Here is an 11840-nt window from a genome sequence, read left to right as displayed (position 1 = left end):
ATAAAATATCCGTTTCATCATTTCTCAATTTAATGTCTCCTTTTATTGAACACTTCAAATGAACTCAGCCTCGTTATCGATAGCACGGATAGCGATAATCTCTATTGATCCAAATCAAATAGATCTTTAAACTCATTAAACATTCATAATATTTACAAGTTAAGGATTTTCTATGTTGGACAGCCGTACAATCCAAGTTATCAAGAGCACTATTCCCTTACTCGAATCAGCAGGTCCTGCGCTGACGACCCATTTTTATCAACGTATGTTCAAACATAATCCTGAACTAAAAGATGTATTTAATTTGGCGCACCAACATTCTGGTGGTCAGCCTGTAGCCCTGTTCAATGCCGTCGCAGCCTATGCGAAAAATATCGAAAACTTAGCGGTACTGAGTTCAACCGTCGAGCGCATTGCCCAAAAACATACGGGGTTTCTGATCAAACCTGAGCAATATGCGATCGTCGGCAGCCATTTATTGGCAACGCTTAAAGAATTAGGGGGCGATGCGGTAACAGAAGAAGTGTTAGAAGCTTGGGCACAGGCCTATGGATTTTTAGCCAACATCTTTATTCAGCGAGAAGCACAAATTTATCAAGGATATGCAGAACAAGATGGTGGCTGGTTGGGTGAGCGTCAGTTTATCATTAGCGCGAAAAATACCGAGTCAGCAGTCATCACCTCCTTCATATTAACGCCCGCAGATGGCAAGCCCGTTAAAGATTTTATCCCCGGTCAGTATTTAAGTTTGAAGCTAACACACCCGAATTTGGCATATGAAGAAATCCGCCAATATTCCTTATCCGATGCGCCCAATGGCACCAGCTACCGCATCAGTGTGAAACGCGAACTCGGCGGACAAGTGTCGAACCTGCTGCATGATGCGATACACGTCGGCGACAAAATCGCGGTAATGCCACCCGCGGGTGACTTTACCCTAGAAGTCGCAGCGGACACTCCGGTAGTACTTATTTCAGCTGGTGTAGGCCAAACACCGATGAAAAGTATGCTCAATCAATTACTCAAGCTGCAGCATCCCAGCACTATCACTTGGCTGCATGCCTGTGAGCAAGGCGCCGTACACGGTTTCAAACAGGCTATCTACGCCAAGCGCCAGCAACATCATAATCTGACGAGTCATGTTTGGTATCGTGAGCCAGCCCCAACCGATATGTTAGGTGAAGATTATGATTTCGAAGGGCAAATGGAGTTAAGTAAAGTCGCCGAACAGTTGCTTCCCCACGCACGTTATTATTTCTGCGGCCCCATTGGATTCATGTCAGCCATCAAGCAACAACTACTCGCTCTGGGTGTCGCGGCTGAAAGCATGCACTATGAAGTGTTCGGCCCTCACGCCGATCTTTAATGGCATGACACGGACTTGAGAAAATTCACGCTCAGGTCCGTTTGAATGCTTAGCTTTTATGCTTAGCTTTCATTGTTAGCATGGCAAACGATAGCGACAAGCATGGTGAATGCTTGATGTACTTTTCTGTTCATCATTTTTAACGGATAGAGGCAACTTCAGCGGCAGTGAGCGCGCGACTTTCACCCGGTGCCAACTTTTCATCAAGCACAATATCGCCTATCGATAATCGATGCAGGCCAACAACCGGATTGCGGAACCGACCAAACATCCGTTTGATTTGATGATACTTACCTTCATGTAAAGTCACTTCAGCTACGTTATCAGCGAGGATAACCAGCTTAGCGGGTTGGGTTGTAATATCTTCAAAGCCAAAATACATCCCTTCGGCAAATGCAGCGATGTATTCTTCGGTTATGGGATTAGCTAAGGTAACCCGATACACTTTGTCGACCTTGTGTGTGGGTGACATCAGCGCATCAGACCAGCGGCTATCATTGGTCAATAACAACAAACCCGAAGAGTTTAAATCTAGTCTGCCAGCAATATGCAACTCATCACGGTCTTCGCAATCAAGCAAATCAATCACTGTTTTATGCTGAATATCTTTGGTAGCACTCACCACTCCAATCGGCTTGTGAAGCATCACGTAGACGGGCGCATTGGCCTGCAGTATGTGCTCATCGAGTTGGATGTGGGAAAACTCATCCACTTGCCTATCCATGTCCTTCACTATCAATCCATCGACGCGCACTCGGCCTGATAATAGCAGTTCACGCACCGCTTTACGGTGCGTGTGTAACTGGGTACAAAGATAACGATCGAGTCGGCCGCGCTTAGATTGCATAACACCACAAATGACGAAATATGAATGGGATAGCCATTCTAGCAGGATGCAAGTTCGGCTCATAGCAAGCCAATGCAACGGGTTATCACAAAGGCTATTCTGGGCTAAATTGGATCGAACGAGGTAAAATTTGTTAAGCTAGGCGCTCAATTCATCTTACTGTGAGTGGTTACCGCATCAAAAACTTATCCGCAAGTCCCGTTTTAATACGTTCGAACCTGCTATTTTTAGCCTTGTTTTTAGTGACGCTTGCGAGCTCTTTTTTCGCCCAAGCGAGCGATGCAGTCAATCCTCCTGAAGCGGCTCGCTCCTCCGCTATCCATGATAAACCGCTGGTCGAGCGTTACGTCCTCGATGAACTTAAATCCCTCAGACACGATCAACAGGATCTCGAGCGTCGTCTCACCATCGACATCACCGACCGCGAACTCGCCGTAGCTGACAAATCGATGAACTACGCCAATGTCACTGTAACTTACTTCTTCTACATCATCGCGGGTGTCGCCTCGTTAGTCGCCTTTATCGGTTGGCAATCCCTGCGAGAAATCAAAACGCACACCGCCAAACTGGCTGCTAACCAGCTGCAAAGTATTGCCGAACAATACGAAGAAAAGTTCAAAGTACTTGAGCAAGAACTCAAGCGTAAGAGCCGTACTATCACGGACAATAATCGCGAGATTGAGATCATCAATGAAATCCATAACCTCTGGCTACGGGCGCAAAGTGCGCAAACGCCAGAGCAGAAGATTGAAGTCTATGATGAGATCCTCACGATTCGACCTGGGGATTTAGAAGCGCTGACCTACAAGGCCGACGCCGCAATGGAAATGCGTGAATTTAACTGGGCACAAAGCCTGTGTAATCGCGTTCTGGAAGTGGACCCGACTAACGCCCACGCTTTTTATCAAAGAGCTTGTGCCTTTGCGTGCTTAGGGGTTGAAGATAGAGCGATTTCTGATTTAGAGCGCGCCATTCATAACAGCGCATCCTTCAAGGAACTGGCCTTAGATGAGGCGGATTTCTCACAACTTAAAGGACATGCTCGTTTCGAAACTTTATTGGCCTATCACGAACCAGAAAAGCCCTAAGCGACTAAGTTCTAAGCTCCGCACTAACGCTTGATATATGGCGTTGGCGCTCAGTGGCGTTTTACCCCATAGGTAAAGCGCCATAAATGAGCGGCTTAAGTCCCACTAGTGAGGAATAGCCTCAATCTTATATGCACAGCGGCGTGCACCTTCGATGATATGTTCTTCGCGACTCACCACCGCGATATCAGCGAATAACTGCTGGAAAAGTTGTAACTCTGAGCGGCAAAAGTTTAAACACTTAGTCGCGGCGGCGCAGATAGGACAATGATTTTCTAGTAAAAAATACACGCCATCTATGTGTTCCATCGTCGCCATATAACCTTCGTTCGAGCGTAATTTCGCAAGGATGGCCAAACGTGTCGGAATATCTGTCGCCCCTTCCATAGCGGCACGATACTGAACTAACGCACTTTGCTCCCTGTGGTCGATAAGCTTATCTAAGCCTTGGTCACCAAAGATCATTTTCACCGAATCAATTAGCTGTACCGTCAATTCCTCATGGCGATCGGCAAAATGACTGCGGCTTTGTTCTGTTAATCTCCAGTAACGCGTTGGGCGACCACGACCTTCAACTCTATCTTCGATGTCCACATCGCCTGCGTCTTCCAATGCCTGAAGATGTTGACGCACACCCATCGTCGTTAACGCCAATTCCTCCGCTAAGGTTTTAGCGGTAAGTGGGCCATGTAACTTGAGCAATTGAATAATCTTATCAGTGGTTTTCATCTGAACTCTCCGATGGTAGCCAGCGCATTATCTCCGATCCAGTACCGCTTTAATAGATTAAATAAACTTTTTTATTTACTTTATCCTTTACAAGATTAAATAAAGTAATTACCTTATAAATAATTTATAAACAAATAGGTTTACTTAATGAAGTTACTCATCATCAGCACCAGCCAAAGACCCGACTCCCAAAGTGCTAAAGTCGGTCGTTACATTGCCGAAAGCAGTTTCTCATCTCCCCATGCTATGGGTTACGCCAGCATACATCACTTAGAGTTATGCCAATTTAACCTGCCGTTTTGGGATGGAGAGGAAGACAACAAGGGGGAACACTGGCCCGAAATAGAACAAAGCGTCGACGAAGCCGATGCGCTGGTACTTATCACCCCAGAATGGGGTGGCATGGCATCGCCACTACTGAAGAACTTTTTATTGATGTGTACTCGCGAAGAAACAGCCCATAAACCGGCACTATTAATCTCAGTATCGAACGGGATTGGCGGTACCTATCCCATCGTTGAAGTGAAGATGAATGCACTCAAAAACAATAAATTAGTGCCTATTCCCGATCACTTGATCATCCGTAATGTCAGCCATGTACTCAATGCCATTCCCGAGGGTGCCCGGGATATCGCACTCAGGGAAAGAGTGCAGTACAGCTTGTATATGCTGCATCAATACGCCCAAGCATTAGCGCCCATTCGTCAACAACATGCCGGACAAGCGTACCCAAAGCAGCAGGAATACTGTTACGGTATGTAAGCGGCTTGAGATTTTAACCACCAGCAACAGACTAAAATCATTACAAGGAACGCATTATGATTCATTTAGAGCATATCAACTTAGTCGTAGACGACATCCCCGCAGCACTGCGCTTTTATCAGGCGGCTTTTCCCCACTGGCGTGTACGCGGTGGCGATAAGGGCACTTGGTACGGCAAACCTCGTAATTGGATTCATTTTGGCGATGATTATCAATACATTGCTTTTAGTGATAATGGTGAGGGAGAAAACCGAGATTTAACTGGCCATCAAATTGGACTGGCGCATTTTGCCTTTGTCACCGACAACTTAGATGCTGTGATAGCAAGATTGACCCAAGCAGGCTTCCCTATTGCCAAAGATGGCATGGAAGATCCCTATCGACGCAATATTTACTTCTTTGACGCCCATGGTTTTGAAGTGGAATTTGTCGAGTATTTAACTGATATTCCGGCGGAGCGAAATCGCTATTAGCGGTATTAGCGTAAGTCGTTATTAAAAAAGTGGCCAACTGCAGCCGCGAACCGCGCGAATTGAACTGAGTGTTAGGTGCTAGATGTTAGGTGCTAAGCACTATTCACTTCGCTCGGATTGCTGCTGTGCCGCTATGGCGGAATCTTTATGGGCATAAAAGTGGAGTCTGAACTGGGTATCTTCAGTCAGTAGCTCCACTTTGTGCCAATACTCGGGATGAGAAATGGCCGTTTCACCGGCGCGAATGATGATCTCTTTATCTAACTCGCCTCTGCTGCCCGTAAAGCCATAGAACTTTAAGCTACCCGTTAGCACTTGGATCTGCCCATACACGCCAGCCTTAGTATTGTGCATGTGTAACAACATTTTAGGGACGTTGTCACGGCTGAAAACCGGCGTTGATTTGTAATTAACAAAATCTTTAGGGACTAAGGCCATTATGCTTTCGCACTCCTTGAGGGACTCATGGGATCGAATAACGCTGACGACAAGACTAATATAGCCGTTGCAGCATTTCTGTCCAACTCCCAGTATCGAGGATATCCTTCCAACATTGGCATAGGACGCGACGCCGCACTTACCCATACTCACGCGAGCGATCTTAGCGCTTTATACGTAGCGACTTAATACACGAGCAACTTTATGCATTAGTGGCTTTATGAATTAGTGACTTTAGTTACTTTTATCACTGTAATCGCTACACTAGCCCGCATTAAGCAGCACCTAAAATAGATGACATTATGCCGACGCCCTATTCTTACTCAACGACCTATATTTTAGATAAAGCCCATTTCGATGAGTGCTATACCCAATCTGTCGTGCCTGATCCCACGCTCAAACCTTACTACAAAGCCATAGGGTTGGCCCTGATAGGTATCGCGCTGATCTTCGCCGACATTAGCCTGTATTTAGCTTACTTCTTCGTTGGACTCGGCGTTATCGAGGCGCTCAATGTGAAGTATCACAAGGCATGGTGGTTGATGCGTCAAATGATGAGTAAAGCGGCCAGCAATGAGGTCACGCTCACCATTGATGAGCAAGGAATTCACACTCAATCTATGTCAGTGACCAGCCAAATTTTATGGACCGACGTTTACCGGATTAAAGAAACTGAAAAAGGCTTCTTGATCACCCACAAGGCTGGCACGAGTTATGTTTCCCTCCGTAGCCTAGATGATGCGGCTGCGGCCTATATTAAAACTAAAATCTAGTCCCGCTAAAAAACACCCATAAAAAAGGCTGATTTTTATCAGCCTTTTCAAAAGTCTTCATCACTGCAGCATTACTTTTTCAATTCACCAACCGGTAAAATCGTGCGGCTATACTCATTATTGAGCACCTGCGCCATCGCAAAATAAATCGCACTCGCACCGCAGATGATCCCTTCAAAGCCAGCAATCGTGCCAATCAAGGCGCTGCCCGTGAAATCACGCGCAGCCAGCAGGAAAAATAAGAGCGTCAAAGAAGCAAATACAAACTGCTTAGCTCGTGGATAACGCAAAGAACCCACAAACATAAATGCGGTGAATATACCCCAAAGCGTTAAATACCAGCCCATAAAATACGTTGGACTCGCCGCAATGCCCGCATTAGGCATTAAGATTAATCCCACTAATGTTAACCAAAACAACCCGTAAGAAGTAAATGCCGTCGTACCGAAAGTATCGCCGCGCATAAAACACATAATCCCCACAATCACTTGACCAATGCCGCCGTAAAAAATCCCCATGGCTAAGATCATAGAATCAATAGGGAAATATCCCGCGTTATGGATGTTTAACAAAATCGTTGTCATACCAAAGCCCATTAAACCTAATGGCGCTGGATTAGCCAGTTTTGTAGACACAGAGTTCCCCTAGAGAAAAATCAATAATTCAATAAAAATCAACGGCATTAACCGTAAACCTTATGTTCGCGCACCTGCGAGAGCCGCGCATTCTAGAGGATAGCCATAACCTTGGCAACGAAATCATTAAAAATGAATAAGTAGCAATAAATATAAAATAAAAACATATACTTAAAATTAAAAACATTGAAAACAAACCGAGTCATAAGTTTGATTAAAAATTAATTCTTTTCAATTCAACATTCTAGGAATAAAGTCGACTACAACCTGCGTCATATCGCATTTTATGCGACTTTTTATAACTTCCGCATAGTTTGGTATTAAGCGCACTTAAAACCTTAATCAAAACGAGGGCTAAAATAGCAAGAATACTGCACTTAATCGCAAATAAGTGGTTAAGGTGATGTAAGTGGCACTTTTGACAAAAAAGCAACTCCGGGATGCCAGATTTAGCCTATTTTAGCCTACGAAGCTAATGCAGGAGTTAAGCACGACTCACTCTGCACATAACCTTTGCACAAAGCCCTTCGCGCTGAAGCCAAACTCAACAGGTTCATCTGTTGGGAGAATCGCTAAATCGAAGTCAATGGCTCTGCACTTAGGCTGGTCATTTACTTGAAGCGAATCAAGGGAAAACAAGCTAAAAAACCTTAACCCCAAAAGGTAAAAATTATTTATATCTAAAACAGAATAGCAGTGATAAATTGCAGATGTTGGCGCAGTGGTATTAAGAGAATGCTTCTTAATCTGTAGTTAACAATACATAACTAAAGGAAATAAAATGAATAAGTTATCAGCTGTTTTCACTCTGTTGGCATTAGTGAGCTTCACGACCCTTGCTGACGACTCATCTTTACCGCCTGCACCAGCAGCCGATATCGCTCAGCTGAAAGAAGTGTGCCAGCAGATGGCCTCTGAAGATCAAGTCGAGAATGCAGAGCTAAAACAATATGTGCTTGATTGTGTAAACGATCAACTGACAGAAATGGGCTACAAGTCGGTTACTGAGGTTAATTAATCTTCATTCTAATCCCAACGTTATTACCGCAAAAGCGCGTTTTTCAGCTTCATTCAATGCCATTCAAATCTGCGAATGGCATTATTATTTTCAAGCAACACAGCTATTCAGCTCACAATTAATATCATTTCAGTTACAGACGAAACGTATCGAATACAAAATTTAACATCCACAATTAACCGTATGAAAGCAACCAAAATAGGCTTTTAGCATGACTATCAAGGTATTGTGCGATCTACAAATTTACTATTTAATTGATAGCTGTATCATTTTGCATCCCTGCGAATGAAACCACTGTTGAATTGGGCATAAAATGCTAATCTATTTTCCTGTATTATTAACCTCAGCCCTTAATCGTTAAATCATGTATCGCATCCTTTTTGTCATCATTACAAGTTTAAGTATTTTGCCTTCTGTCGGAATGGCGAAAGAAACCTGCGCATCAGAAAATCAATGCATTGAGATGAACAACTGGGATCTCGGTGTCGCCATTGGCTGGGGACAAAAAAGCAATCCACTCAAGGATTTTGACGATATTCCACTATTCTTTATCCCTACAGTGGCCTATTACGGCGAACACTGGTTCTTCGATAATGGTAATTTAGGCTACACCTTAGCCGAGCAAGAAAGCTTCACGTTCAATCTCGTCACCAGTTATAGCTTAGATAGAGCCTATTTCTATCGATGGGACCCATCGAATATCTTTTTAAACCGCGGCACACAAGTCGAAGCCAAAGCCATAACGAGTATGTCTTTGTCGACTGAGCCCGAACGTGAATTTAATTCTTTAGAGACGCGGAACTTCACCCTACTTGGCGGTGCCGAAGCATTCATCTATACCCGACTCGGCATTATTCGATTGGCGTACACCCATGATATGTTTAATGTTCATCAAGGTTCAGAAGCACAAATAAAATGGACCTATGGCTGGGATTACGATCGTTTCATTTTTGAATTAGCACTGGTGTTTGATTGGAAGAGCCAAGCAGTGGTCGATTATTATTATGGCGTTAGACCGAGTGAAAACGCCTATTGGAGTGAACAATATCAAGCAAAATCAGGTTGGGATAAAGGTGCGGAAATGACGGCCCGTTATATATTAACTGACAATTGGGATCTACTCTTGGCAGTTCGTTACACTCTAATTGCCGATGAGATTGCCGCCAGTCCCTTGTTAGACCAAGACTATAGCAGCACCTACTTTATCGGCGCAGCCTATAGGTTCTAACGTTAGTGACGCTGCCTCAGTTAAGCTTGCTTTGCTTTCTTGGTCTAAGCCTCGGCTTGATGGGCCCAAGTTCTGCTCAAGCTAAAACTCGCGACGCGGCATTAAAACTCACACCTGAAATTTGTATTACCAGTTCAGAAACTCAGGCCTGCGACGTCTATATTGAACTGCAGTGGGAGCTCGCCAAAGATGAGCTTATCTGTATTTTGTCCGACAATGCCGCCTATCCAAAATGGTGCAGTGATTCAGTTTCAACCCATACGTTAAGCATGAAAATCCACACTTTGACGGATATTCAATTTGTCATGGTGAGTAAAGACAGTAACCAAACTTTGGCTGGTGCCAAACTTAAAATCACTTCTGCATCACAACCTCAGGTTCGCAGACGTTACCGCAACCCTTGGAGTTTATTTTAATGACAAGCCCACAATCGAACCACAGAGTATTATTGGTTGAAGACGACGTTCGCCTAGCAAACTTGATTGTAGATTACCTAAAATCCCATGGTATGCATGTTGAAGTTGAACGCCGTGGCGACACAGTATTAACGCGATTAATCAATTACAAGCCAGATATCATACTGTTAGACATTATGCTGCCGGGCATGGATGGCCTCACCTTGTGTGAGAAACTGCCCGACTATTTTGCCGGCCCAATCCTGCTAATGAGCGCACTTGGCTCAAGCGAAGATCAAATCAAAGGCTTAGAACTCGGTGCCGATGACTATGTGGTTAAGCCTGTCGATCCTGCCCTGTTAGTCGCGCGGATCAACAACTTACTTCGCCGTCAGAATCAGCCACCTCAGGCGGAATCCCACTGTTTGACCTTTGGTAAACTGAGTATCGACCCGCATACCCACGCGATTCGCCTCAATGAAACTGAAATCGATCTCACCAGCCACGAATTCGAGTTGCTGTGGTTACTGGCCTCACAAGCTGGCCAAGTGCTCAGCCGTCAGTATATTTATCAGCTGTTACTCAATATTGATTTCGATGGTAAAGATCGAAAAATTGATGTGCGTATCTCTAGATTACGTAAAAAACTCAACGATAATATCGAGACACCGTTCAGAATTAAAACCGTTTGGGGACAAGGTTACCTCTTTGCTCCTGAAGCCTGGAATAACTAAGCACAGATACAGTGAAACGTCTCTTTATCAGTTTATATCTGCTACTCAGTCTCAGCGTGCTTGGGATTGGCTGGACACTCGACAGCCTGTGGCAGAAAAATGTGGATGACAATAACGCCCTCGATGCGCCATTAGTGGCCTTGGCGCAATTGTTAGCGGAACTGCCTCCCGATACCCGCCAAAGGTATCTGGAGGCGATCCCAGCCAATCCTGTGATGCCGTTGCAATTGCTCAGTGCCGATCAAGTCGCGCTAGCAGACAATCAAGCCCTCAGTACCAGTACTGTGTTCACCACCACGACCAATGACGATAACCTACTGCAATTTATCCGAGTCGGCGATCAAGTCTTAATGGCGGGGCCGCTGGACATCGATCCTAGAGCTAACCTTCGCAGCCTGTTCACCCTGTTCTTCTATTTATCACTTGCGTTAGTAGCGTTGATTTGGGTAGGCCCGCTTTCTCGGGATTTGAGCATACTGCGTAAAGCTACCAAAGAGTTTGGCGAAGCTAAATGGAACACGCGGATTACCCTGTCAAATCGCTCTCAGGTCAAACCCTTAGCCAATACCTTTAACGAAATGGCGCGACATATCAGCGCCTTGATTGAGAACCAGAAACACCTGTCTAATGCGGTCTCCCATGAGATCCGTACGCCGCTGGCAAGACTCAAATTCGCCCTTGCACTCATGCCCATGTATTGTCAGCCCGATTCGGACGAACAAAAGCGCCAAGACTTTCTCGATGAGATGCAGCTTGATATTAAAGAAATGGAAGACTTACTCCAAGAACTGCTGACCTACGCCAGCTTAGAGTCCCAGCGAGAAGGTATCCAGTTGGATGAATACGATCTAATTAATCTCATCAATCAAAGCATTAAGCGCCTTGAAACCTTAAGCCCAACACCGATTACCTTAAAGACAGAAGTCGAAAAACTGCCCTTGTTTGGGGAACCTGCATTAATTGAACGTGCACTGCAAAATTTACTGACCAACGCCCAACGCTTTGCCCGCACTGAAATTATTATTGAGGTTAAGCAAACGCAGCACAGGGTGAATTTAAGTGTGAGTAACGACGGCGAACCTATCCCCTCGGTGGATTTACCGAAAGTGTTCGAGCCTTTTTATCGCAGCCAATCGGTGCAAAATGGCAATAAAGGGCATGGTTTAGGGCTTGCGATCATCAAACGGATTATGCAGCGACATCAGGGGAATGTCAGCGTCACCAGCGATGCGCAACATACCCGATTTAATTTAATCTGGCCGAAGAAGCGCAAGCTGTAATAGGGATTGGGATAGGGATTAAACGGCTGCGGATCTGTTATTCATCTAACGCGCTAATTCTACAAGCCAATAAA

General features: G+C 44.9%; 14 protein-coding genes. 10 read left to right on the top strand and 4 right to left on the bottom strand.

Features of this window, described 5'->3' with window-relative positions:
• The first annotated feature begins 172 nt into the window (after positions 1 to 172).
• Positions 173 to 1366: an NO-inducible flavohemoprotein gene (gene hmpA, locus AC5YB3_RS16915; RefSeq protein WP_494525781.1), complete on the top strand. Its 1194-nt coding sequence runs from the start codon at positions 173 to 175 to the stop codon at positions 1364 to 1366.
• A gap of 139 nt (positions 1367 to 1505) precedes the next feature.
• Here the strand turns inward: hmpA and AC5YB3_RS16910 are convergent, their stop codons facing one another.
• Positions 1506 to 2213, bottom strand: a complete 708-nt coding sequence (locus AC5YB3_RS16910) for a pseudouridine synthase (RefSeq protein WP_494525780.1) — start codon at positions 2211 to 2213, stop codon at positions 1506 to 1508.
• A 161-nt stretch (positions 2214 to 2374) separates the two neighbouring features.
• Between AC5YB3_RS16910 and AC5YB3_RS16905 the strand changes: the two genes are divergently transcribed.
• Positions 2375 to 3301, top strand: coding sequence for a tetratricopeptide repeat protein (locus AC5YB3_RS16905; protein ID WP_220777950.1), 927 nt, complete (start codon positions 2375 to 2377; stop codon positions 3299 to 3301).
• Between the two features lie 105 nt (positions 3302 to 3406).
• Here AC5YB3_RS16905 and AC5YB3_RS16900 read toward each other — a convergent pair whose 3' ends face one another.
• Positions 3407 to 4030 carry a helix-turn-helix transcriptional regulator gene (locus tag AC5YB3_RS16900; protein ID WP_494525779.1) on the bottom strand — a complete coding sequence of 208 codons (624 nt, stop codon included), beginning with the start codon at positions 4028 to 4030 and terminating at the stop codon, positions 3407 to 3409.
• A 147-nt stretch (positions 4031 to 4177) separates the two neighbouring features.
• Here AC5YB3_RS16900 and AC5YB3_RS16895 point away from each other — a divergent pair, with 147 nt between their 5' ends.
• Both AC5YB3_RS16895 and AC5YB3_RS16890 read left to right on the top strand, forming a co-directional pair.
• Complete coding sequence (locus tag AC5YB3_RS16895; RefSeq protein WP_011846050.1) at positions 4178 to 4792, top strand: NADPH-dependent FMN reductase; 615 nt, start codon at positions 4178 to 4180, stop codon at positions 4790 to 4792.
• Between the two features lie 56 nt (positions 4793 to 4848).
• Positions 4849 to 5265: a VOC family protein gene (locus tag AC5YB3_RS16890; RefSeq protein ID WP_006080581.1), complete on the top strand. Its 417-nt coding sequence runs from the start codon at positions 4849 to 4851 to the stop codon at positions 5263 to 5265.
• A gap of 99 nt (positions 5266 to 5364) precedes the next feature.
• On the opposite strand, the gene AC5YB3_RS16885 is transcribed toward AC5YB3_RS16890, so the two are convergent.
• Positions 5365 to 5703 carry a TehB family protein gene (locus AC5YB3_RS16885; RefSeq protein ID WP_259567453.1) on the bottom strand — a complete coding sequence of 113 codons (339 nt, stop codon included), beginning with the start codon at positions 5701 to 5703 and terminating at the stop codon, positions 5365 to 5367.
• Between the two features lie 302 nt (positions 5704 to 6005).
• Between AC5YB3_RS16885 and AC5YB3_RS16880 the strand changes: the two genes are divergently transcribed.
• Positions 6006 to 6476: a YcxB family protein gene (locus AC5YB3_RS16880; RefSeq protein WP_494525778.1), complete on the top strand. Its 471-nt coding sequence runs from the start codon at positions 6006 to 6008 to the stop codon at positions 6474 to 6476.
• Positions 6477 to 6547: 71 nt separating this feature from the next.
• Here the strand turns inward: AC5YB3_RS16880 and AC5YB3_RS16875 are convergent, their stop codons facing one another.
• Positions 6548 to 7111, bottom strand: coding sequence for an acetate uptake transporter (locus tag AC5YB3_RS16875; protein WP_494525777.1), 564 nt, complete (start codon positions 7109 to 7111; stop codon positions 6548 to 6550).
• A gap of 781 nt (positions 7112 to 7892) precedes the next feature.
• On the opposite strand from AC5YB3_RS16875, the gene AC5YB3_RS16870 reads away from it, so the two are divergent.
• From AC5YB3_RS16870 to AC5YB3_RS16850, 5 genes are all read left to right on the top strand, one after another.
• The gene (locus AC5YB3_RS16870) at positions 7893 to 8129 is read left to right on the top strand and encodes a hypothetical protein (protein ID WP_006080575.1); all 237 of its coding nucleotides are present in this window, start codon (positions 7893 to 7895) and stop codon (positions 8127 to 8129) included.
• A 364-nt stretch (positions 8130 to 8493) separates the two neighbouring features.
• Entirely contained in the window at positions 8494 to 9357 is an 864-nt protein-coding gene (locus AC5YB3_RS16865; RefSeq protein ID WP_494525776.1) for a MipA/OmpV family protein, read from the top strand.
• Between the two features lie 5 nt (positions 9358 to 9362).
• Positions 9363 to 9773, top strand: coding sequence for a DUF3019 domain-containing protein (locus tag AC5YB3_RS16860; RefSeq protein ID WP_259574457.1), 411 nt, complete (start codon positions 9363 to 9365; stop codon positions 9771 to 9773).
• Positions 9773 to 10486: a response regulator gene (locus tag AC5YB3_RS16855; protein ID WP_006080570.1), complete on the top strand. Its 714-nt coding sequence runs from the start codon at positions 9773 to 9775 to the stop codon at positions 10484 to 10486. The genes AC5YB3_RS16860 and AC5YB3_RS16855 overlap by 1 nt, the downstream gene beginning before the upstream one ends.
• Before the next feature lie 11 nt (positions 10487 to 10497).
• The gene (locus AC5YB3_RS16850) at positions 10498 to 11766 is read left to right on the top strand and encodes an ATP-binding protein (RefSeq protein ID WP_011846046.1); all 1269 of its coding nucleotides are present in this window, start codon (positions 10498 to 10500) and stop codon (positions 11764 to 11766) included.
• The last annotated feature ends 74 nt before the right edge of the window (positions 11767 to 11840 follow it).

It is taken from the genome of Shewanella sp. 1311 (assembly GCF_059338235.1).
Note: the sequence above shows the minus strand (reverse complement) of the source record. Positions and strands in the feature narration are given on the sequence as shown.

Bases quoted from the DNA above. Each gene is read 5' to 3' on its own strand.
- AC5YB3_RS16880 (WP_494525778.1), top strand. From the start codon at position 6,006: ATGCCGACGCCCTATTCTTACTCAACGACCTATATTTTAGATAAAGCC.
- AC5YB3_RS16890 (WP_006080581.1), top strand. From the start codon at position 4,849: ATGATTCATTTAGAGCATATCAACTTAGTCGTAGACGACATCCCCGCA.
- AC5YB3_RS16895 (WP_011846050.1), top strand. From the start codon at position 4,178: ATGAAGTTACTCATCATCAGCACCAGCCAAAGACCCGACTCCCAAAGT.
- AC5YB3_RS16910 (WP_494525780.1), bottom strand. From the start codon at position 2,213: ATGCAATCTAAGCGCGGCCGACTCGATCGTTATCTTTGTACCCAGTTA.
- AC5YB3_RS16865 (WP_494525776.1), top strand. From the start codon at position 8,494: ATGTATCGCATCCTTTTTGTCATCATTACAAGTTTAAGTATTTTGCCT.
- AC5YB3_RS16885 (WP_259567453.1), bottom strand. From the start codon at position 5,703: ATGGCCTTAGTCCCTAAAGATTTTGTTAATTACAAATCAACGCCGGTT.
- hmpA (WP_494525781.1), top strand. From the start codon at position 173: ATGTTGGACAGCCGTACAATCCAAGTTATCAAGAGCACTATTCCCTTA.
- AC5YB3_RS16870 (WP_006080575.1), top strand. From the start codon at position 7,893: ATGAATAAGTTATCAGCTGTTTTCACTCTGTTGGCATTAGTGAGCTTC.
- AC5YB3_RS16855 (WP_006080570.1), top strand. From the start codon at position 9,773: ATGACAAGCCCACAATCGAACCACAGAGTATTATTGGTTGAAGACGAC.
- AC5YB3_RS16900 (WP_494525779.1), bottom strand. From the start codon at position 4,030: ATGAAAACCACTGATAAGATTATTCAATTGCTCAAGTTACATGGCCCA.